Annotated in this window: 18 protein-coding genes; 4 read left to right on the top strand and 14 right to left on the bottom strand. The window is 65.3% G+C overall.

Features of this window, described 5'->3' with window-relative positions; all coding sequences use genetic code 11:
* The first annotated feature begins 386 nt into the window (after positions 1–386).
* Positions 387–710 (top strand): 30S ribosomal protein S21, encoded by a 324-nt coding sequence (rpsU, locus tag ACQR13_RS04250; protein ID WP_315715241.1) that lies wholly within the window; start codon positions 387–389, stop codon positions 708–710.
* Positions 711–757: 47 nt separating this feature from the next.
* Here rpsU and ACQR13_RS04245 read toward each other — a convergent pair whose 3' ends face one another.
* The 11 genes from ACQR13_RS04245 to cobS all read right to left on the bottom strand — a co-directional run bounded on the left by ACQR13_RS04245 (position 758) and on the right by cobS (position 13,907).
* Positions 758–946, bottom strand: a complete 189-nt coding sequence (locus tag ACQR13_RS04245) for a hypothetical protein (protein ID WP_315715240.1) — start codon at positions 944–946, stop codon at positions 758–760.
* 259 nt (positions 947–1,205) lie between these two features.
* Positions 1,206–2,816 carry an ABC transporter ATP-binding protein gene (locus ACQR13_RS04240; RefSeq protein ID WP_315752300.1) on the bottom strand — a complete coding sequence of 537 codons (1,611 nt, stop codon included), beginning with the start codon at positions 2,814–2,816 and terminating at the stop codon, positions 1,206–1,208.
* A 3-nt stretch (positions 2,817–2,819) separates the two neighbouring features.
* On the bottom strand, positions 2,820–3,659 hold the full coding sequence (locus ACQR13_RS04235; protein ID WP_315752301.1) for an ABC transporter permease: 840 nt from the start codon (positions 3,657–3,659) through the stop codon (positions 2,820–2,822).
* On the bottom strand, positions 3,656–4,627 hold the full coding sequence (locus ACQR13_RS04230; RefSeq protein ID WP_315735163.1) for an ABC transporter permease: 972 nt from the start codon (positions 4,625–4,627) through the stop codon (positions 3,656–3,658). Before ACQR13_RS04230 ends, ACQR13_RS04235 begins: the two co-directional genes overlap by 4 nt.
* Positions 4,628–4,707: 80 nt before the next feature.
* Entirely contained in the window at positions 4,708–6,255 is a 1,548-nt protein-coding gene (locus ACQR13_RS04225) for an ABC transporter substrate-binding protein (protein WP_315752302.1), read from the bottom strand.
* A gap of 322 nt (positions 6,256–6,577) precedes the next feature.
* Positions 6,578–7,000, bottom strand: coding sequence for a hypothetical protein (locus ACQR13_RS04220; protein ID WP_315715425.1), 423 nt, complete (start codon positions 6,998–7,000; stop codon positions 6,578–6,580).
* A 185-nt stretch (positions 7,001–7,185) separates the two neighbouring features.
* Entirely contained in the window at positions 7,186–8,286 is a 1,101-nt protein-coding gene (locus ACQR13_RS04215) for an LLM class flavin-dependent oxidoreductase (protein WP_315715235.1), read from the bottom strand.
* Between the two features lie 217 nt (positions 8,287–8,503).
* Complete coding sequence (locus ACQR13_RS04210) at positions 8,504–9,616, bottom strand: NADH:flavin oxidoreductase/NADH oxidase (protein ID WP_434862597.1); 1,113 nt, start codon at positions 9,614–9,616, stop codon at positions 8,504–8,506.
* Between the two features lie 103 nt (positions 9,617–9,719).
* Positions 9,720–10,796, bottom strand: a complete 1,077-nt coding sequence (locus ACQR13_RS04205; RefSeq protein ID WP_315752304.1) for an esterase-like activity of phytase family protein — start codon at positions 10,794–10,796, stop codon at positions 9,720–9,722.
* 66 nt (positions 10,797–10,862) lie between these two features.
* On the bottom strand, positions 10,863–12,764 hold the full coding sequence (cobT, locus tag ACQR13_RS04200) for a cobaltochelatase subunit CobT (RefSeq protein WP_315715232.1): 1,902 nt from the start codon (positions 12,762–12,764) through the stop codon (positions 10,863–10,865).
* A gap of 144 nt (positions 12,765–12,908) precedes the next feature.
* A complete protein-coding gene (gene cobS / locus ACQR13_RS04195) occupies positions 12,909–13,907 on the bottom strand; it encodes a cobaltochelatase subunit CobS (RefSeq protein WP_315715231.1) in 999 nt (332 codons plus the stop codon).
* A 295-nt stretch (positions 13,908–14,202) separates the two neighbouring features.
* Here cobS and ACQR13_RS04190 point away from each other — a divergent pair, with 295 nt between their 5' ends.
* The gene (locus tag ACQR13_RS04190) at positions 14,203–14,859 is read left to right on the top strand and encodes a DedA family protein (protein ID WP_315752305.1); all 657 of its coding nucleotides are present in this window, start codon (positions 14,203–14,205) and stop codon (positions 14,857–14,859) included.
* Positions 14,860–14,873: 14 nt separating this feature from the next.
* Here ACQR13_RS04190 and ACQR13_RS04185 read toward each other — a convergent pair whose 3' ends face one another.
* A complete protein-coding gene (locus ACQR13_RS04185) occupies positions 14,874–16,097 on the bottom strand; it encodes a citrate synthase family protein (protein ID WP_315752306.1) in 1,224 nt (407 codons plus the stop codon).
* An 83-nt stretch (positions 16,098–16,180) separates the two neighbouring features.
* Between ACQR13_RS04185 and ACQR13_RS04180 the strand changes: the two genes are divergently transcribed.
* Positions 16,181–17,269 (top strand): citrate synthase/methylcitrate synthase, encoded by a 1,089-nt coding sequence (locus ACQR13_RS04180; RefSeq protein WP_315752307.1) that lies wholly within the window; start codon positions 16,181–16,183, stop codon positions 17,267–17,269.
* A 54-nt stretch (positions 17,270–17,323) separates the two neighbouring features.
* Here the strand turns inward: ACQR13_RS04180 and ACQR13_RS04175 are convergent, their stop codons facing one another.
* A complete protein-coding gene (locus ACQR13_RS04175; RefSeq protein WP_315715227.1) occupies positions 17,324–17,968 on the bottom strand; it encodes a J domain-containing protein in 645 nt (214 codons plus the stop codon).
* A gap of 110 nt (positions 17,969–18,078) precedes the next feature.
* Here ACQR13_RS04175 and ACQR13_RS04170 point away from each other — a divergent pair, with 110 nt between their 5' ends.
* The gene (locus ACQR13_RS04170; protein ID WP_315752308.1) at positions 18,079–18,348 is read left to right on the top strand and encodes a BolA family protein; all 270 of its coding nucleotides are present in this window, start codon (positions 18,079–18,081) and stop codon (positions 18,346–18,348) included.
* Between the two features lie 7 nt (positions 18,349–18,355).
* Here ACQR13_RS04170 and ACQR13_RS04165 read toward each other — a convergent pair whose 3' ends face one another.
* The gene (locus ACQR13_RS04165; protein ID WP_315715225.1) at positions 18,356–19,660 is read right to left on the bottom strand and encodes an HlyC/CorC family transporter; all 1,305 of its coding nucleotides are present in this window, start codon (positions 19,658–19,660) and stop codon (positions 18,356–18,358) included.
* Between the last annotated feature and the right edge of the window lie 15 nt (positions 19,661–19,675).

Below are 19,675 nucleotides of genomic sequence, written 5' to 3'. Positions count from 1 at the left end.
GCCCACAGGCACATTCAGAAAGGCACAGCGGCTAATCGAACTACCTCAAGGTAGAGATTTTCTGGGGGATTACAAGGCCGAGCGGCAAATATAGTTTGCCGAGGGCCGGAACCGTTGAGTCGGCTGGCGCTGGCAATATCAGCAGATTGCCCTTATCTTCACAGCACCATCGGTAACGGCTTGGCCATCGATGGCTGAGAGACACTCGTGCTCCCGCCTTCCGACGAAGGGGATCACCGTGTCTCGCACGTATCGTGACTCATAACATTGTGAGCAACACGTTTCATTGACGCCGCTCTGCTGAGCGCGCCGCTCTCCCCGCCGCAGCGCCGATCGGCTTTGCCAACCGAATTTCATCGATAGAGATGAAGACAAGGAGGACACTTTTGCAGGTTCTTGTTCGTGACAACGACGTCGAGAAGGCGTTGCGCATCCTGAAGCGGAAGATGCAGCGCGAAGGCGTATTCCGCGAGATGAAGCGCCGCAGGTCCTATGAGAAGCCATCGGAACGCAAGACGCGCGAGAAATCCGATGCGATCAGGCGCCACCGCAAAGTCGCGCGCAAGCAGGCCATTCGCGAAGGGTTGCTGCCGGCGCCGGTCAAGAAGGTACCCGCAGCGCGGCCGGGCGCGCTCCCCTCAACGACCTCGACGCACACCGATCGTGAACGGCCGCGGGACCAGCTTACCGCTACGCCCCCGCGCAGCTGAGCAAGCGACGGCATGCCCGCCGAAATCGACGGGAAGAGGCTGGCGGTTCACGCCAGCTTCTTCGGCTGTTTGCCGGCGCCGTCAGCCGCTTCACGCGCCAATCGCTCGGCCTTCAGTCGCTCGCGGTTCTGATCGAAGGCGCTCTGCGCCTTTTCATAATCGCTTCTCGTCGGCTCGGCCGGCTTGAAGGCTTTTTGAGCCTCGCGCACGGCGGCCGTTGGCTTGCGCTCCGACATGATGAGAGTCCTCGTTGGGATGGTGAACGCCGCTGCGACATCCTGTCGAGACTGGCGCAGCACGGCACGGTTCAATGAAGGCCGCGGGTAGAGGGAGCACGAGCCCGCTGTCTTGGCGCGTACCAGCTCGGGCGACCACCCTGCGGCCCCATCGGGGTCCAGTCTTATTATAATCCAAATACGCCGAAGATGTTGCAAGCATTTGAACCCGACCCGGCACGATGCTCCATGGTTCCGACCGGCGGCCGGCTTACGCAAATCACGCCGTACCGTGCTTGCGGCCGGGAACGGCAGCGAGCAGCTCGCGCGTATAGGCGTGTTCGGGATTGGCGAACAGCGCCGCGGTCGGCTTCAGCTCGACGATCTCGCCCTTTTGCATGACGGCGATCCGATCGCAGATCTGCGCGGCCACCCGCAGGTCATGCGTGATGAACAGCATCGACAGACCAAGGCGCGCCTTCAAATCCTCCAGGAGCCGCAACACCTGCGCCTGGACTGACACATCGAGCGCCGACACTGCTTCGTCCGCGACGATGATCTCCGGATCCAGCGCGAGCGCGCGCGCAATGCCGATGCGCTGACGCTGGCCGCCGGAGAACTCGTGCGGATAGCGGCCGATGGCGCCGGCGTCGAGCCCGACCATGCCGAGCAGCTCCTGGGCGCGCTTCAGCGCCGCGTCGAGCGGCGTGCCGCGCGCGACCATGCCGTCGGCAATGATGCGGCCGACCTTGCGGCGCGGGTTGAGCGAGGCGAACGGATCCTGGAAAATCATCTGGATGCGATGACGCTGCGCGCGCAAGGCGCGCCCCTCCAGCGCCGTGAGATCGACATCGCCGATCCGCACCGTGCCGCGATCGGCCTCGATCAGCCGCATCACCAGACGCGCAACGGATGACTTCCCCGAGCCGGACTCGCCGACGAGTCCGAGCGTCTCGCCCTGGTGGATCGCGAAATTGACCGCATGCGCGGCGCGCGTCTCGCGCTTCGGGCGGAACCAGCCGGTCGGCGTCACATAGGTCTTGTCGAGGCCGATCACCTCCACCGCCCGAGGAGCAGCCTCGCGTGATTGACGCGGTGGCGGGTCGAACGACGGCACGGCCGCGAGCAGCGCCTTGGTGTAGTCGTGCTGCGGCTGGCCGAGCACGGCGGCGGCCGTGCCCTCCTCCACCACCTTGCCATGGCGCAGAACAACGACCTGGTCGGCGATGTCGGCGACGACGCCGAAATCATGGGTGATGAACATCACCGCCATGTTGTGGCTGGCCTGCAGGTTGCGGATCAGCTTGAGGATCTGCGCCTGCGTCGTGACGTCGAGCGCGGTGGTCGGCTCGTCCGCGACGAGCACCGCAGGCTCGAGCGCGAGCGCCATCGCGATCATCGCACGCTGGCGCTGGCCGCCGGAGAGCTGATGAGGATAGGCGCGGATGATCCGTTCGGGATCGGGCAGGCCGACCTCGCGCGCCAGCGCCAGCGCCTTGGCGCGGCGCTCGCGGGGGCTCAGCAGATCATGCGCCTCGAACACCTCCATCAGTTGCTCGCCGATCCGCATCAAGGGATTGAGCGCGGTCATCGGCTCCTGGAACACCATCGCGATGCGGCGGCCGCGCAGATCGCGCCAGCCGTCCTCATCGACGGCAAGCAGGTCGCGCCCCTCGAAGCGCATCTCGCCGCTCTCCACTTTCACCGTATCGGGCAGCAGCCCGAGCAGCGCATGCGCGCACATCGACTTGCCCGAGCCGGATTCGCCGACCACGCAGACGATCCTGCCCGCGGTAAGATCGAAGGAGACGCCGTCGACGGCGTGGGCGCGCTCGGCGCCCGGCGGCAAAGCGATACGGAGGTTGCGGATGGCAACGACGGGATCAGCCACGGCTCACCTGCCCTCGCGCGACAGGCGCGGGTTGAGCGCATCGTTCAGGCCCTCGCCGATCAAATTGAGGCCGAGCACCGACAGCAGGATCGCGACGCCGGGAAACACCGTGATCCACCACGCCTGACGAATGACGGTGCGGCCGGCGCCGACCATGTAGCCCCAGGAGATCAGGTTGGGATCGCCGAGGCCGAGGAACGACAGCGAGGACTCCAGGAGGATCGCCGTCGCGACCATCAACGAGGCCAGCACGATGACAGGCGACAGCGCGTTGGGCAGGATCTCGCGCCAGATGATCCAGGCATTGCTCTGGCCGGTGACGACCGCGGCCTGGACATATTCGCGGGTCCGCAGGCTCAGCACCTCGCCGCGGACGAGGCGCGCCACCGGCGGCCAGCTGACGAGGCCGATCGCGGCGACGATCGAATAGATCGACGGCTGCAGGATCGCGACCAGCACGATCGCGAGCGCGAAGCTCGGGATGGTCTGGAAGAACTCGGTGAAGCGCATCAGCGCGTCATCGACGCGGCCGCCGAAATAGCCGGCGATGGCGCCGAGCGGCACGCCGACTATCAACGCCATCAATGTCGAGACGAGGCCGACCAGCAGCGAGACGCGCGCGCCGAAGATCAGGCCGGCGAGCACGTCGCGTCCCAGCGCATCGGTGCCAAGCGGGACCTTCGACAGCGTGAACGGCGGAACGAACGGCCGCTGCACCATGCGCCACGGCGAGTTGGGAAAGTAGAACGGGCCGGCCACCGCGACGGCGATCGCCAGGGCGAGAATGATCAGCCCGATGATGCCGCTCGGGCTGCGCAGCATGGTTCGCCAGAACTGCCTCATGACGCGTACTCGATGCGCGGATCGACCAGGCGATAGACGAGGTCGGTGACGAGGTTGAAGATCAGCACCATCGCGGAGGAGACCACGAACACGCCGAGCAGGAGATTGTAGTCGCGCTGGATCAGCGCGTCATACATCAGCCGGCCGATGCCGGGCCACGCGAACACGGTCTCGGTCAATACCGCGCCGCCGACCAGCGTTCCGGCGTGGACGCCGGCGAGCGTCACCACCGGCAGCAGCGCGTTGCGTAGCACGTGGCGGCGCAGGATGACGCCGTCACGCAGGCCCTTGGCGCGCGCGGTCTTGACGAAGTCGAGCCGCTTGACCTCGAGCATCGAAGCGCGGGTCATGCGGGTGTAGGTCGCCATGAAGAACAGGCCGAGCGTCGCAGCCGGCATCGCGAGATGTGCGGCGACGTCGAGCGCGTGGCGGACTCCCGTATAGCCGGCACCGACCGTTTCATAGCCGAAGCTCGGCAACCAATCGACCCAGACCGAGAACAGCAGGATCGCGATCAGCGCGATCCAGAACAGCGGCGTTGCGTAGAAGATCAACGCGAGCACGGTAATTGCAGTATCGAGGATCGTGCCGGCGAAGCGCGCGGCGAGCGCGCCGAACAGGATGCCGAGTCCGAGCGAGATCGCGAACGCCGTGAGCGTCAGCAGCAGGGTCGCCGGCAATCGCTCGGCGATCAGCCTGGCGACCGGCGCCTGCTGGCGGAACGAGAAGCCGAGATCCAGGCTGGCGATACCCTTGACGTAGATGAGGAGCTGCTCCGGCAGCGGACGGTCGAGGCCGAATTTTTCGCGCAACTGCGCCACGAAGATCTGGTCCGAGGCACCGGCCTCGCCGGCCATGACCACGGCCGGATCGCCCGGCGCCAGCCGGATCAGGAAGAAATTCAGCACGATGATGGCGAGAAGGACGATGACGCCTTTCACGACGCGCTGGGCGATGAAGGAGAGCATGAAAGGTCCGTGAAGGTCAGCTCGGCAGGACAGCGAAACACCGGAGCGCGGGGATCATGGCCGTGCCCCGGAGTGCACCACTATTTGTCGAGCCAAGCGTCTCGGAAGCCGTCGTTGACGCCGATGCCGGTGGTGATCAGGTTCTTCACCTTGCACTTGGTGATGGTCGGGAACTGGAGCTCGAGCAGCCAGGCCACCGGCACGTCCTCAGCCAATATCTTCTGCACCTTGTCATAGGCCTCCTTGCGTTTGGCGTCGGTCGGCGCCGTGGCGCCCTCCGCGAACAGCTTGTCGACCTCCGGGTTCGAGTAGCCCTCGACATTGTTGAAGAGCTGGCCCTTGGCGATCGCCGAGGTGATGTAGTTGCGGGACACGCCGAGCGCGGGATCGCCGTACTGATACAGATAGGTGAAGGCGATGTCGTAGTCCCACTCCATGATCTTCTGGTTGCCCCCGGGCACGTCGGTCGCAATCGTCTCGATATTCATGCCGACGTCTTGAAGGTTCTGCTTCACCGCCTCGCCCCAGCGCTGCCAGGTCTCGCCATAGGCGAGCGGCAGCATGCGAATCTTTTCGCCCTTGTAGCCGGCCTCCTTGAGCAGCGCCTTGGCCTTGGCCGGGTCGTACGAATATTTCGGCACGTCGTCGGAATAGTACTTGATGGTCGATGCCGAAGGTCCGGTTGCGACCTTGCCGAGGCCGTTCCAGATCACGTCCTTGGCGAAGTCGCGATCGATGGCATACATGATCGCCTGGCGCACACTCTTGTTGGCCAGGATCGGATTGCGGTTGTTGAGCCACATCCACGACAGCGGCGAGAAGAACTCCCAGCCGGCCCCGGTGACGCAGACGCCCGGCAGCTTGGAGACGCGCGGCACGTCGAAGTTCTCGATCGAGCCGCCCGGCAGCACGTCGACCTTGCCGGTCTCGAAGGCAACCGCGCGCGCGGCGGCGTCGGGAATGATCTGCCAGTAGACCTCGTCGAGATAGGGCTTGCCCTTCTCGTGGTAGTTCGGATTTTTCACCATCCGGATGAAGGATCCCTTCTGCCATTCCTTGAACATGAAGGGGCCGGTGCCAACAGGCGCGTTGTTGTTCGGATTGGTCTTGTAGTCGGTGCCTTCATACAGGTGCTTCGGCACCATCGGCATCGAGCCGACCTCGAAGATGCCGATGAAGGGACCGAACGGCTCCTTCAGCGTGAACACCACCGTGAGATCATCCGGCGCCTCGACCTTCTCGACAATTGCGAGGTTGTTGCGAGCGCGCGCATGCGTTTGCTTCAGCATGTCGATCGAGAACAGCACGTCGGCCGACGTGAACGGCTTGCCGTCGTGCCAGGTCACGCCCTTCTTGAGCTTGAAGGTGTAGACCTTGGCATCCGGGCTGATGGTCCAGCTCTCGGCGAGGCCGGGCAGCGGCTCCAGCTTGGGACTGTAGCGCAGCAGGCCTTCGAAGATGTTGCCGGACACCATCTGCGTCGGGCCGTTCTGGACCATCGCCAGCATCAGGCCGGGCGGCTCGGGCTGGATCACCGCGTTGACCACGCCGCCGATCTTCGGCTCCTCCGCTTGCGCCGCGGACAGTCCGCAGCCAATGACCACACCCAGCAGCACCCGTTTCAACATGATGAACTTCCCAAATGTCATTGCCGGCCGCGATGCATCAAGCGCGCCAAGGTGCGCGATATCGCCATGCAGCTTCTGATGTGATGCCTGCTCTGGGCGCATGGACTGTTGGATCGTCCGCGCGCAGCGCTGTAGAACGGCTCCAATACGACTGCGGGCAACGCTTTGGAAACGTCGCCAGGACCTGTGTCAGTCGCGCAATGCGTCCACGAACGACGCGGCATCACAGGTCGAGCCCCTGATGCAAAGGCTCACACGATCATAATCGCCGCCGCAAGATGAAACTCGCGACAGCGTTAGCCCAAAAATTGAACAGGGAAAATCAGCGCCGCAGACGGGCGATCGCGCCGGAAACGATCTGCATGATCACGCCGATGATCCAGCCGACCATGATCAGCGACGTCCAGACGATGTGCGGATCTTCGCGCAGGATGATGATGGCAACGGCGAAGAACGCCGTGAGGGTTGCGAGGAAGGTCCCGAAGGCGCTCAAGAATTCGGCCGTATCGATCTTCGCCTCCGGCGAGTTCTCCTCATGAGGATGAAAAGGCAGTTGCGGCGTGTCGATGCCGAGATAGAAGCCCAGTGCCCCAGACAGCATCATCACGATCAGGAAGCCCTGTGTGGTCAGCAACGGAACGCTGGAGCCGACATGGGCCCCGACGAAGACGCCGCAGGCGGCGCCCGCCAGAGCCAGACCCGAGCGTTCGAGGATATGGGCAAACTTCCTGACGCGAAACCGCATGACCTGCCCCCAAATGTCAGACCCGCCACACGCATGCGGCGGATTCGACGCCTGGATCCGTCCTAACGGCAAGACCGTCACCCAAACGTCAAATCTGAAGCTGCACTCGCGCGAAAATTTTAGCTACATTTCTTTTGACGCCAGCATTGCCCGAAAGGGAGGGTGAATGCTGGCGCCAAGAGAGACTAGGCGGCCTTGGTGAGGCCGGCATTGAGGTGGCTCAATCTCGGCATCACCTCCTGCTTCAACAGGCGCAGCGAGTTGTGCCAGGCTTCCGGCCTGTGCTTGTAGTCGAAGCCGAACACGCACAGCGTGCCGAAGCCGCCGACCTCATGCCAGATCTTCTCGATCTTCTCGGTCACCGTCGCCGGCGAGCCGACGATCCAGTTGCGCCTGGCGCAATAGTCCACCGTCACGTCGGAATCGGGCACGTCGGGTGAGTGCTTCAGATAGTCCTTGAAGCCGAAATGACCGAGCAGGGGCAGGAAGTACTCGCCCATCATCCGTCCCATCATGTCGCCGGAGGACAAACGCCAGGCTTCCTCGTCCGTATCGGCGACGAACACCTCGCGCACCAGCCGCCAATCGCTGCGGCTGGGCTTGCGACCGGACTTCGCGGCGCCGGCCTCGACGGAGTCCCAGTGCGACGACACATAGGCGGGGTTGAGGTTGAGGCTCATCGGGATGAAGCCACGCTCACCGGCGAGCTTCAGCGTATCGGAGTTCTTCGACAGGCCGGCGACGCCGATCGGCGGATGCGGCGCCTGCACCGGCTTGATGTGCGGCTTGAGGAAGTCGAACATCACGTCGGGCTTGGTCACCGTCCAGTACTTGCCCTTGTACGTCCATGGCGCGTCCTCGGACCACATCTTCAGGATGATCTCCAGCGCCTCGCGCGTCATCTCGCGGTTCTGGCCGCTCATGCCGTCGACGTTGAACATCGCCCAGTCGCTCGGCAGGCCGGATGCGGCAATGCCGAAATTGAGCCGGCCGTCGGAGAGGTGATCGAGCATCGCGACGCGATTGGCGAGCTCGGCCGGGTGATGATAGGGCAGCAGGAAGCCGCCGGGCCCGAGCCGGATGTTCTTGGTTTCACGGAAGGCCTGCGCCAGAATCAGGTCGGGCGCCGGATGCGGCTCCCAGGGCGCGGTGTGATGCTCGCCGATCCAGGCTTCCTGATAGCCGAGCTCGTCGAGCCACCGCAGGACCTGCAGATCCCATTCCTGCCCCTCCTTCAATCCGCACTCCGGCGGATGCGAGGGCATCGTGAAATATCCGATTTCCATGGCGCTTTCCTCTCGCGTTTGTATTGCGGCGCATCTTCGTGATGCGCTCATCGTCACGCGAGACGAAACACGACCAGACGAGTCGGCATCGCCGCACGTGGTCTGCGAAGTCTAGCACTTCGTCGGACAGCGACAATCGTCAGCCGTGTCGCGGGCGGAATGATGACCGCAGAATTTTGCAGCGCTGATGCGCAACATTGCGGTCATCAATTGCACGTCAGCGTGCGCCGAACGTCGTCTTGCCGAACAGCTCCTTCTGCGTCGACGGCTGCGAGCGCCAATATTGCGGAGGTGCGGCGACTTGTCCGCCGAGCTCCGCTGCCGCGTGCCAGCCCCAGCGCGGGTCATAGAGCATGCCGCGGGCCAGCGCGACCATGTCGGCCTTGCCCGAGGCCACGATCTCCTCGGCCTGCTGCGCCTGCGTGATGAGACCGACCGCGATGGTGGGAAGCCCCGTCGCCTGTTTCACGGCCGCGGCGAACGGTACCTGATAGCCGGGTCCGAGCGTGATCTTCTGCAACGGCGACACGCCGCCCGAGGAGACGTCGATCCAATCGGCGCCGCGGTGCTTCAGCGCTTGCGCAAATATGATGGTCTGATCGAGATCCCAGCCGCTGTCGACCCAGTCGGTGGCCGAGACACGCATGCCGACCGGCTTGTCCGCAGGGAAGACGGCGCGCACCGCATCGTAAACTTCGAGTGGAAAGCGCATGCGATTCTCCAGAGACCCGCCATAGCTGTCGGTGCGCTGGTTGGCGATCGGCGACAGAAACTGATGCAACAGATAGCCATGCGCGCCGTGGAGCTCGATCGCGTCGATGCCGAGCCGCGCCGCCCGCTGCGATGCGGAAACGAACGCATCGCGAATGCGGGCCAGGCCCGCGAGATCGAGCGCCTCCGGCGCGAGCTCGCCCTCCTTGTGCGGCAAGGCCGACGGCGCGACCGTCTGCCATCCGCCGTCCGCGAGCGGAATCTGCTGTCCGCCATCCCACGGCTTGTGGCTGGAGCCCTTGCGGCCGGCATGGGCGAGCTGCATCGCAACCGCAGCCTTCGAATGTTTGCGAACCGAGGCCAGGATCGGCTTCAGCGCAGCTTCCGTCACGTCGTCCCACAACCCGAGACAGCCGGGAGTGATGCGCCCGATCGGCTCGACATGCGTCGCCTCGATGCAGAACATCGCCGCGCCCGACAGCGCCAGCGTGTTGACGTGGGTGAAGTGCCAGTCATTGGCCGCGCCATTATCGGCCGAGTACTGGCACATCGGCGACACCATGATGCGGTTGGCGAGTTCGAGACTGCGCAGCTTGATCGGAGTGAACAGGGCGCTCATGCTGAGTTCCAGGCTGTGACCGTTGACGCGATGATCTGATGGCCGCGAGTGTCGATCATGGACGAGCCGCGGTCAACGCGAGCCGCCGCAGCGGTGTCGCAGCTCACTCCATCAGCGTGAACTGCAGCAGGAGCGTGCGCTGGATCATCGAGAAGTTGTCGTCGGACACCAGCGTCAGCACGGTCTCGCCCTCCGGCGTCACATGCGCATCGATGCCCTCGAGATTGTCGATCTCCTGGCCGAGATCGGCGGAGAAGATCGCCGGACCATCGACCAGCGCGCCCGGCGCAATCTGCGCCAGCGTCAGCCGGCGGATTCGAATGCCGACCCCGTTGAACAGCGAGAACTTGCGTTCGAGTACCAGAAGATCGCCCGACGGCAGCAGCACGGCATCGCTGACATCGAAGTCGTTGCTGCGAACGATGCTGAACTGTCCCGCGGCCGGTCCGCCGATCAGGAAGGCCAGCAGATTGCCGTTCGGGTCCAGACCGCGCTCGGAGAGCGCGATCAGGGTGCCGGCGAGCGGCAGGCCCTTCGGCACGACCACCAACGCCTCCAGTCCCTTGTTGTGGGGTAGCCGCTTGGCGGCCGGCGGCAGCGGCACGATCTCGCCGCGCGCGCCGGTTCCACCCTTGGCGAAGTCGTAGCGCAAGAGCTGGTTGACGCGTTCGAGGCCGACATAGACGATGTCTCCATCGCGCGCGAGCGACTCGGAATCATACCAACCGCGATCGGTGATGGGACGTCCGTCCAGACCAAGCAGCGGCGCCGCTTCGACATCGGCGAGCCCCGCGATCTCGCGGCCGGAATAGGCAATGCGGCCAGTGAACCAGCCGCCCTTGTCGCTGACCGCGAGGAAGCGTTCACCCTTGGCACCGAGCCGGATGCCGGACAGGCCGCCAAAGCCGGGAAAGGACGAGGTCAGCGCCACGCCGCTGCGATATTGCAGCATCCCGAAGCGCAGATGCGTCCGATCGCGGAGGTCGAACGAGGGCAGCGGTCGCGCGTTGACCTCGATCTTGACCGCCGATGTGACGGAGTGCTCGTCAATGGTGACGCGTCTGCGAACCGGCGCCGGCGCAAGCTGCGCAACAGCCGTCCTGGACCATGCGAATGCCGACACTCCGCCGATGGTCAGCGCAAGAAAGCGCCTGCGGTCAGCAATCGCCTGCAGCGACATCGTTAGCGGAGCCCCCTCCCCCACCTCCTCCGAGCCGGAGGAGGGACGCAGCCGGCCGACGGCCGCTTACGAATGCAGCCTGCGCTTTTGCCCCGGCGCAGGCTGCGGTGCGGCGTGGGTCTCCGTGAACAATTCGGCGAGCTTCTCGGTGATGGCGCCACCGAGCTCCTCGGCATCGACGATGGTCACCGCGCGACGGTAGTAACGCGTGACGTCGTGGCCGATGCCGATCGCGATCAGCTCGACCGGCGAGCGGGTCTCGATCTCCTCGATGATGTGGCGCAGATGCCGCTCGAGATAGTTACCGGGATTGACCGACAGCGTGGAGTCATCGACCGGCGCACCGTCCGAGATCATCATCAGGATCTTGCGCTGCTCGGCACGCCCGAGCAGGCGCTTGTGCGCCCAGTCGAGCGCCTCGCCGTCGATGTTCTCTTTCAACAACCCCTCGCGCATCATCAGACCGAGATTCTTGCGCGCCCGCCGCCACGGCGCATCGGCCGATTTGTAGATGATGTGGCGGAGGTCGTTGAGGCGGCCGGGATTGGCCGGCTTGCCGGCGGCAAGCCACGCCTCGCGCGACTGTCCGCCCTTCCACGCCCGCGTCGTGAAGCCGAGGATCTCGACCTTGACGCCGCAGCGCTCCAGCGTGCGCGCGAGAATGTCGGCGCAGGTCGCGGCCACCGTGATCGGCCGCCCACGCATCGAGCCGGAATTGTCGAGCAGCAGCGTCACCACGGTGTCGCGGAAGGTCGCTTCCTTCTCGCGCATGAACGACAACGGCTGATAGGGGTCGATGACGACGCGCGACAGCCGCGCCGGATCGAGGATGCCCTCCTCGAGATCGAACTCCCAGGCGCGGTTCTGCTGCGCCATCAGCCGGCGCTGCAGCCGGTTGGCGAGCCGCGCCACGATGCCCTGCAGATGCGCGAGCTGCTTGTCGAGATAGGAGCGCAACCGCTCCAGCTCGTCATGGTCGCACAGGTCTTCCGCGGCAATGACCTCGTCGAATTTCGGCGCGAAGGCGTGATATTCGGGGCCGCGCGGCTCGTTGGCGCCGCCGCGGTTCGGACGCGTCGCCTCGCCCGGCGTCTCGTCGTCGCCGAGTTCGCCGTCGTCGAGCGTGTCAGACGCCGAGGCCTGGGCCGCCTCCATCGCGCTCTCCGACATCTCGTCCGACGTCGTCTGCGCCTGGTCGGCGCTCATCTCCTGGGCAGCGTCGGAATCCGGCGAGCCCTCGGCGCCGGACTGCTCATTGTCGCCATCGCGATTGTCGTCGTTGTCCTCGTCCTCTTCCGAATCCGCGTTGCGCTCGTCGCCGAGATCCAGCGCCGAGAGCAGATCGTGAACCAGGTCGCCGAACTTGGCCTGGTCCTCGGTGAAACGGCCGAGCTCATCGAGACGCTGGCCGATCCTGTCCTCCAGGAACGGACGCCAGAGATCGACCACCTTGCGCGCCGCGTTCGGCGGCGCCATGCCGGTCAGCCGCTCGCGCACCAGCATCGCCAGCGCATCCGACAGCGGTGCGTCGGCGCGGTCGGTGATCTCGTCATACTTGCCGCGATGGAAATGGTCGTCGAGCATCGCCGTGAGATTCTTGGCGACGCCGGCCATGCGTTTTGCACCGATCGCCTCGACACGCGCCTGCTCGACCGCCTCGAACACGCCACGCGCCTGCGGATTGCCCGGGATCAGCTTGCGATGGATCTTCGGATCATGGCAGGCGAGCTTCAGCGCGATCGAGTCGGCATGGCCGCGCACGACGGCGGCGTCGCGCTTGGTCATCTTGCGCGCCGGCTCCGGCAGCCGGGCCTTGCCCGGCGCGAGGCCGGGACGCTCGGCCGCGAAGGAGACTTCGAGCTCAGGCGCCCTGGCGATCGCGCGCAGGCACCCCGTGACCGACCTCTTGAAAGGTTCGGTCGGTGCTTCCTTGACGCCAGGACGGGGCTTGTTGCTCGGTGTGGTCATCTGATTCCTGCGGCTATCGTCCCGGCGAACGCCAGGCCCGATAACCACCGGCGTTCGTTTGTTCGCACTCGCTCTTCCGTATCACCCGACGAGAGAGGCCGCGGCGTATGGGTCCCGGCCCGAGGCCAGAACGACGCCGGTGTGTCAGCTCAGCGCCACGTTGATGGAGGATTCCGGCAGCTCCGCATTGAAGCAGCGCTGATAGAATTCCGCGACCAGCGGACGCTCGAGCTCGTCGCACTTGTTGAGGAACGTCACACGGAAGGCGAAGCCGATGTCGCTGAAGATCTCGGCGTTCTCGGCCCAGGTGATCACCGTGCGCGGGCTCATCACCGTCGACAGATCGCCATTGGCGAAGGCGTTGCGCGTGAGGTCGGCGAGCCGCACCATCTTGTTGACGGTGTCGCGGCCCTGTGGGTTCTGATAGTGCTTGGCCTTGGCCAGCACGATCTCGACCTCCTCGTCATGGGCGAGGTAGTTGAGCGTGGTGACGATCGACCAGCGATCCATCTGGCCCTGGTTGATCTGCTGGGTTCCGTGATAGAGGCCCGAAGTGTCGCCGAGCCCGATGGTGTTGGCGGTCGCGAACAGACGGAACGCCGGGTGCGGCTTGATGACCTTGTTCTGGTCGAGCAGGGTCAGGCGGCCCGACACTTCGAGCACGCGCTGGATCACGAACATCACGTCGGGGCGGCCGGCATCATATTCGTCGAACACCAGTGCGACGTTGTGCTGCAGCGCCCAGGGCAGGATGCCGTCGCGAAATTCGGTGACCTGCTTGCCGTCCTTCACCACGATCGCGTCCTTGCCGACGAGGTCGATGCGGCTGATATGGCTGTCGAGGTTGACGCGCACGCAGGGCCAGTTGAGTCGCGCCGCGACCTGCTCGATATGGGTCGACTTGCCCGTCCCGTGGTAACCAGTCACCATCACGCGGCGGTTCTTGGCGAAGCCAGCCAGGATCGCAAGGGTGGTGGCGCGGTCGAAGCGGTAGTCGGCGTCGACTTCGGGAACATGCGGGTCGCTTGCGGAAAAGGCCGGCACCTCAAGGTCGCTGTCGATCCCGAACACCTGCCGCACCGACACCTTCATGTCGGGCACACCGGTCATCTCCTGCGCATTGGTCGTAGCGGCGGTCGTCATTCATCCTCCGAGGTCCCGGGCATTCCCGAAACCAGATTTCATGTTTGGCTGCGGTTGAAGGGCTTCGACGCCAGCCTAGCAGAGAGCACGCGCGGGCAGAAGCCTAAGCCTTGATCAAAGTTCCGTCGTTATATCATCGAGATAGGCATGAGTGGCCGTTTTCGAAAGGCTGCCCTGCGAATCGTGCCACCTTTTCGCCCACCGGCTCTTCCCAGGATCTCGACGTGGCACCCCGAGCCGGGGTTCCTACTTATCGAGGAGCTCCCCGCCCACCCTCTGCACCAACAGGAACCGCGTGGCCCATCTGCTCGATCCCCTCATTGCCTTCGTCTCAGCGCATGCGGGACTGGCTTATCTCACCCTGTTTCTGGCCGCCCTGCTGGAGGCGATCCCGATCGTGGGCTCGGTGGTTCCAGGCACGACCATCATCCTGGCGCTGAGCGCATTGATTCCGGGCGGCGAGCTGACCCTGCAATGGGTGCTGGCGGCGGCGATCCTGGGCGCGGTGCTGGGGGACGGCGGGGCGTTCTGGGTCGGCCATCGCAGGCAGCGCGAGATCTTGACGAGCTGGCCGTTCTCGAACTATCCGCGCCTGGTGGCGCAGAGCGAGGCCCTGTTCCACCGTTTCGGCACCCTGGCGATCTTCTTCGCCCGCTTTATCGCGCCGATCCGCGCCGTCGTACCGATCACGGCCGGCGCGCTCGACATCCCTCCGCCCCGCTTCTACGCCGTGAACATCCCTGCCATCGTGCTGTGGGCCTGCGCCCATGTCCTGCCCGGAGTATTCGCCGTGCAGCTGTTGCACCGTTATGGCGGCATTCCGCATCATAGCCATATCGCCAAGTCCACCTGGATCATCGCGACTGTCGCGGGCACGATCGTGGTCTGGCTCGTGCTGTGGCTCGTGCGGAAGCGACGCGAAACGCAGCTGGCGGCCGGCACGGCGGAATAGGCGGACGGCGGTCGCTAGAGCGTCTCCAGGGTAGCGCCGCGCCCCGGGATGGGTCCGGTGTAGCGGGCGCGCGGCCGGATCAGGCGGCCGAACTGCAGCTGCTCGCAGGCATGGGCGATCCAGCCGACGCAGCGCGCCATCGCGAACAGCGCCAGCTCGCTTCCCGCGGGCAGCCGCAGGCTGTGAACCAGCACGGCCAGCGCGTAATCGATGTTCACGAATTCACCGGTCGCTTCCGCGATCCGCTCGGGCACCTCGCGGGTGAATTTGCGCGGCGCACCGGCGCGCGTCAGCGCCTCCAGGAGCGAGATGGCGCGAGGGTCGCCGTGCTTGTAAACGCCGTGGCCGAAGCCGGCGAAGCGCTCGCCGAGCGCCACCCGCTCGCGGATCAGCGGCGCGACATCGCGATCGATGAGTGCCTTCACCAGTTGCGACGCCAGGACGCCGGCGCCGCCGTGCTGCGGTCCCTTGAGCGCCGCAAGACCCGCGATGACGGCATCGTAGAGGCTGAGGCCCGTCGACGCCGCACAGCGGACGGTGAAGGTCGACGCGTTCAGCTCATGATCGGCCAGCAGCACCAGGGTGCGACGGATCAGGTCCGGCGCATGTTCATGTCCGGGCACCCAGCTCCGCGCGACCTGAACATGGAGCGGATCGGCTGACGCTGGCTGGTTCAACATGGTTGCGACCACAAGCCGAACGATGCGCGCGCCGACCAGCGCCCGACCGTCGGGAGCGCGGTTGAAAGCCGCGGGATCAGCATGTGTCGCCAGCGCCAGTACCGCGATGGCGCGGTCGATCGGCGCCGCGCGCCGCGCAGCATCGGCGATGAAACCCATCTCCTCCGACACGGCCGGAAGGTTGCCTGGCGCAAACGGATCGAGCGCGGTCACGTCCCACAGCAGCGTCGCAGCATGCTCCAGCGTGCCGCGCACGGCCAGGTCGACGCAATTGACGCCGCGATAGATCGGACCGGCTTCGGTGATCGTCGACACGGCGGAATCGAACACGGGGAGGTCCGCATCGAAGCTACGGAAGGCGCGCGGCTCGGGGGCCGGTGCGCGCCTTTCCTTCAGGGCTCGGATGTCCTCGGCGCGATAGCGGTTGCTGCGCGAATTCGGAGACGGCTCGGAGCGGACCAGTCCGCGGCTGACATAGGCGTAGAGGGTGGCCGGCGAGATCGCGAGTTCCGCCGAAGCTTCACGAGCAGATAGGTAAAGACCGCTGTCTTTTTTCATATTGATCAGCTTAATCAAGATTGATCAAGTTGTCGACTGGGCGGATCTTGTCAGCGTGATCATTCTCGAAGGAGACCCTCGCCATGACCATCCAGCTCGGCAAGACCCCGATCGGCCTCGACGGCATCGCCGCCGCCGAGACCGTGCTCAGCCACGTCGACGGCCAGCAGGGGGAGCTCATCATCGCCGGAGCGCGTGTGGCCGATCTCGCCGCCGCCAGCGGCTTCGAGGGCGTGACCGCCCGGCTATGGAGCGCGGCGACGAAGCGCACCGTCGGCGAGGCCGAGGTCCGCGCCAGCCTTGGCCGTGCCCGCGAGCGTGCCTTTGCCCGGCTGCCCGAGCTGCTCGCCGCGACCTCCGGCCTGTCGATCATCGACGGCTTCCGCGCCGCCGTCGCGGCGCTGCGGTCCGAACCCGGGCTCGACGACGAAGCCACGATCGTCGGCGCCTGCCCGGTGATCGCCGGCGCCCTGGTCCAGCGCGCCCAGGGAACACAGCCGATCGCGCCCGACCCTGACGCCGGTCACGCCGCAGACACGTTGCGGATGGTCCGCGGCGACACGCCCGAGAGCGGCGAGGTGGCGGCGCTGGACACGTATCTCGTCACCGTCAGCGATCACGGCATGAACGCCTCGACCTTCGCCGCGCGCGTCGTCGCCTCGACCCAGGCCGACCTGTTCGCGTCAGTCACCGCCGGCTATTGCGCGCTCACCGGCCCGCTGCATGGCGGCGCGCCGGAGCCGGTGCTGGAGATGCTCAACGCGATCGGCACGCGCGACAACATCAGGCCGTGGGTCGACGCGGCGCTCGGCCGTGGCGAGCGGCTGATGGGGTTCGGGCATCGGATCTATCGCGTGCGCGATCCGCGGGCCGACGTGCTCAAGGGCGCGATCGAGCGGCTGGCGGGCAGCGGGGCTGATCTGCCTTTTGCGAGCGAGGTAGAGGCTTACATTCGCCAAGCGCTGCGGCGGAAGAATCCGGAGCGCGTGCTCGACACCAATGTCGAGTTCTTCACCGCCATCCTGCTCGATGCGCTGAAGATTCCGCGCCAGGCGTTCACGCCGATCTTCGCGGTGGCGCGTGCCGCCGGCTGGACGGCGCATGCCCGCGAGCAACAGCGCACCGGGCGGTTGATCCGGCCGAGCTCGGCCTATATCGGGCCGAAGCCCTGATACCTTCAACATACCTTCAACGCGACGTGCGGCAGCCTCGCGCGCTGCCGCGCGTCAGCCCTTCACCACCGTCTTCAGGTAGTTGTAGGCCTTGATGATCTCGATCAGGCGATCCTCGGTGGAGCGGTCGCCGCCATTGGCATCGGGATGGTGCTGCTTCACCAGCGCCTTGTACTTGACCTTGACATCCTCGAGCGTCGCGTCGGGACCGAGGCCCATCACCTGCAGCGCCTTGCGCTCGGCGTTGAAGACCTTGCGCGTCTCGGCCTTGGGAGCCGAGCGCGGATCCGGACGCCAACTGCCGCGGCCGTTGATCTCGGCGAATACGCTGAACGGATCGGCGGCATCGCCGAGATCGCCCTCGGCGCTGCCGGTGCCGCGCTTGGCCGACGTGTTGGCACCCATCTTCCAGGTCGGGCGGTGTCCGGTCAGCGCATCCTTCTGATAGCGCGCGACCGCTTCGGCGTTCATCCCCGAGAAGAAATTGTAGGACTGGTTGTACTCGCGCACGTGATCGAGACAGAAGTGCCAATACTCGCGCGCGTTCTCGCGTCCCTTGGGCGCGCGATGCGAGCCCTTGTTCTTGCAGTCCGGCCACTGACAGGGCTGGGCCTCCTCGCGCACCACCGGCTGCCGCGCAGCCTGCTTCTTGGGCTTGATGCGGATGGAGTCGAAGAATTTGTTTGAATCGATCGGCATGGCGGACTTTGACTACGCAACGCGAAAAGCTTCAAGTCTTGACATTGCGAATACCTCAGGCGGGGACCGCCGATTGACGAAAAATAATTTGATGCGTATTTCCAGAGACCATGCGGACCCGAGATGCTATCATCAAAAAGTTGCGCGAAGCTTTCTCGCCCGAAAGCCTCGATGTTCAAGACGAATCACATCTGCATGAAGGCCATATGGGCCATCAGCCGAGCGGTGAGACCCATTTCCGCGTGTATATTGTGTCGCAGGCCTTCGCCGGCAAGAGCCGTGTCGATCGCCACCGCCTGATCAACGCCGCATTGGCAGCGGAACTTGCCGGCTCGGTGCACGCGCTCGCGCTGCATGCGAAGGCGCCGGGCGAGGCTTGATCCCCAATTAGAACGCCGTGCCCGCACGGCGCGGCCGCGCCTCCTCGGTTTCGCCGCGCGGCACCGGTACGATACGCAGCGCGGTGATGCGATTGCGCTCCCGGCGCAGCACGCGAAAGCGGAAGCCGTGGAACGTGAAGCTCTGGCCGCGCTCGGGGATCGAACGCGCCTCGTGAATGACGAGACCGGCAACTGTCGTTGCTTCCTCATCGGGCAGCGTCCAGTCCATCGCGCGATTGAGATCGCGGATCGGCACTGAGCCATCGACGACGACGGACCCGTCCGGCTGCAGGCGCACACCCGCGACCTGCACATCTTGCTCGTCGGAGATGTCGCCGACGATCTCCTCCAGAATATCCTCCAGCGTGACGATGCCTTCGACCTCGCCATACTCGTCGACCACGAGCGCGAAATGCGTCTTGCGCCGGCGGAACGCCTTGAGCTGTTCCGACACGGAGCGCATCTCCGGTACGAACCACGGCGGGAGCGCCAGTGAAGCAACGTCGATGTGCGACACATCGCCCTCGGCGGCGCGGATCGCACGCAGCAGGTCCTTCGCATGCAGCACGCCGATGATGTTCTCCGGCGTGCCGCGCCACAGCGGGATGCGTGTGTACTCGGTGGCGAGCACCTCGCGCACCAGTTCCTCCTGCGGCAGGTCCGCATTCACCATCACCATTTCGGTGCGGTGGACCATCACGTCGGACACCTGCAATTCGCGCAGATCGAGTAGGCCGCCGAGCATGTCGCGGTCCTGCTTCTCGACCTTGCCTTCATGATGCAACAGATCGACCGCGCCGCGCAGGCGTTCGGTCGGCGACAGGATCGGCTGATTGGCCCCGACCTTGAAGCCGATCAGCCGCATCAGCCCGCGCACGATCGCCTCGATCACGGCAAGCACCGGACCGAGCACGAACACAGTCGCGCGCATCGGCCTGGCGACCGCGAGCGAGACGCGATCCGGCGCATTGATCGCGATCGTCTTCGGCAGCACCTCGGCAAAGATCACGACCAGCGCGGTCATCACGCCGGTCGCGTAGAGCACGCCGACCTCACCGAACCAGGCGGTAAAAATACCGGTCGCCAGCGCGGAGGCGCCGATATTGGCGATGTTGTTGCCGAGCAGCAGGGCCCCGATCAGCCGTTCGCGCATGTCGAACAGGCTCGACACCACATCGGCATCGCGATTGCCCTGCTTCGACAGCCGCAGCATCGAGGCGCGGGAGGCACCGGTCAGCGCGGTCTCGCTCAGCGCAAAGAAGGCCGAGGCGGCGAGGAGGAGGATGACGACGGAGAGTGTGAACCAGTCCATGACGCCGATGTCGCT

This window comes from Bradyrhizobium sp. HKCCYLRH3059 (genome assembly GCF_051168035.1).
In the GTDB taxonomy this organism is placed as follows: domain Bacteria; phylum Pseudomonadota; class Alphaproteobacteria; order Rhizobiales; family Xanthobacteraceae; genus Bradyrhizobium.
This window is presented reverse-complemented; position numbering and strand designations above follow the sequence as displayed.

Excerpts from the sequence above, each read along its gene's own strand:
- ACQR13_RS04245 (WP_315715240.1), bottom strand. The coding sequence starts at position 946 with ATGTCGGAGCGCAAGCCAACGGCCGCCGTGCGCGAGGCTCAAAAAGCC.
- ACQR13_RS04235 (WP_315752301.1), bottom strand. The coding sequence starts at position 3,659 with ATGAGGCAGTTCTGGCGAACCATGCTGCGCAGCCCGAGCGGCATCATC.
- ACQR13_RS04230 (WP_315735163.1), bottom strand. The coding sequence starts at position 4,627 with ATGCTCTCCTTCATCGCCCAGCGCGTCGTGAAAGGCGTCATCGTCCTT.
- ACQR13_RS04225 (WP_315752302.1), bottom strand. The coding sequence starts at position 6,255 with ATGTTGAAACGGGTGCTGCTGGGTGTGGTCATTGGCTGCGGACTGTCC.
- ACQR13_RS04220 (WP_315715425.1), bottom strand. The coding sequence starts at position 7,000 with ATGCGGTTTCGCGTCAGGAAGTTTGCCCATATCCTCGAACGCTCGGGT.
- ACQR13_RS04215 (WP_315715235.1), bottom strand. The coding sequence starts at position 8,286 with ATGGAAATCGGATATTTCACGATGCCCTCGCATCCGCCGGAGTGCGGA.
- ACQR13_RS04210 (WP_434862597.1), bottom strand. The coding sequence starts at position 9,616 with ATGAGCGCCCTGTTCACTCCGATCAAGCTGCGCAGTCTCGAACTCGCC.
- ACQR13_RS04205 (WP_315752304.1), bottom strand. The coding sequence starts at position 10,796 with ATGTCGCTGCAGGCGATTGCTGACCGCAGGCGCTTTCTTGCGCTGACC.
- cobT (WP_315715232.1), bottom strand. The coding sequence starts at position 12,764 with ATGACCACACCGAGCAACAAGCCCCGTCCTGGCGTCAAGGAAGCACCG.
- cobS (WP_315715231.1), bottom strand. The coding sequence starts at position 13,907 with ATGACGACCGCCGCTACGACCAATGCGCAGGAGATGACCGGTGTGCCC.
- ACQR13_RS04185 (WP_315752306.1), bottom strand. The coding sequence starts at position 16,097 with ATGAAAAAAGACAGCGGTCTTTACCTATCTGCTCGTGAAGCTTCGGCG.
- ACQR13_RS04180 (WP_315752307.1), top strand. The coding sequence starts at position 16,181 with ATGACCATCCAGCTCGGCAAGACCCCGATCGGCCTCGACGGCATCGCC.
- ACQR13_RS04175 (WP_315715227.1), bottom strand. The coding sequence starts at position 17,968 with ATGCCGATCGATTCAAACAAATTCTTCGACTCCATCCGCATCAAGCCC.
- ACQR13_RS04170 (WP_315752308.1), top strand. The coding sequence starts at position 18,079 with ATGCGGACCCGAGATGCTATCATCAAAAAGTTGCGCGAAGCTTTCTCG.
- ACQR13_RS04165 (WP_315715225.1), bottom strand. The coding sequence starts at position 19,660 with ATGGACTGGTTCACACTCTCCGTCGTCATCCTCCTCCTCGCCGCCTCG.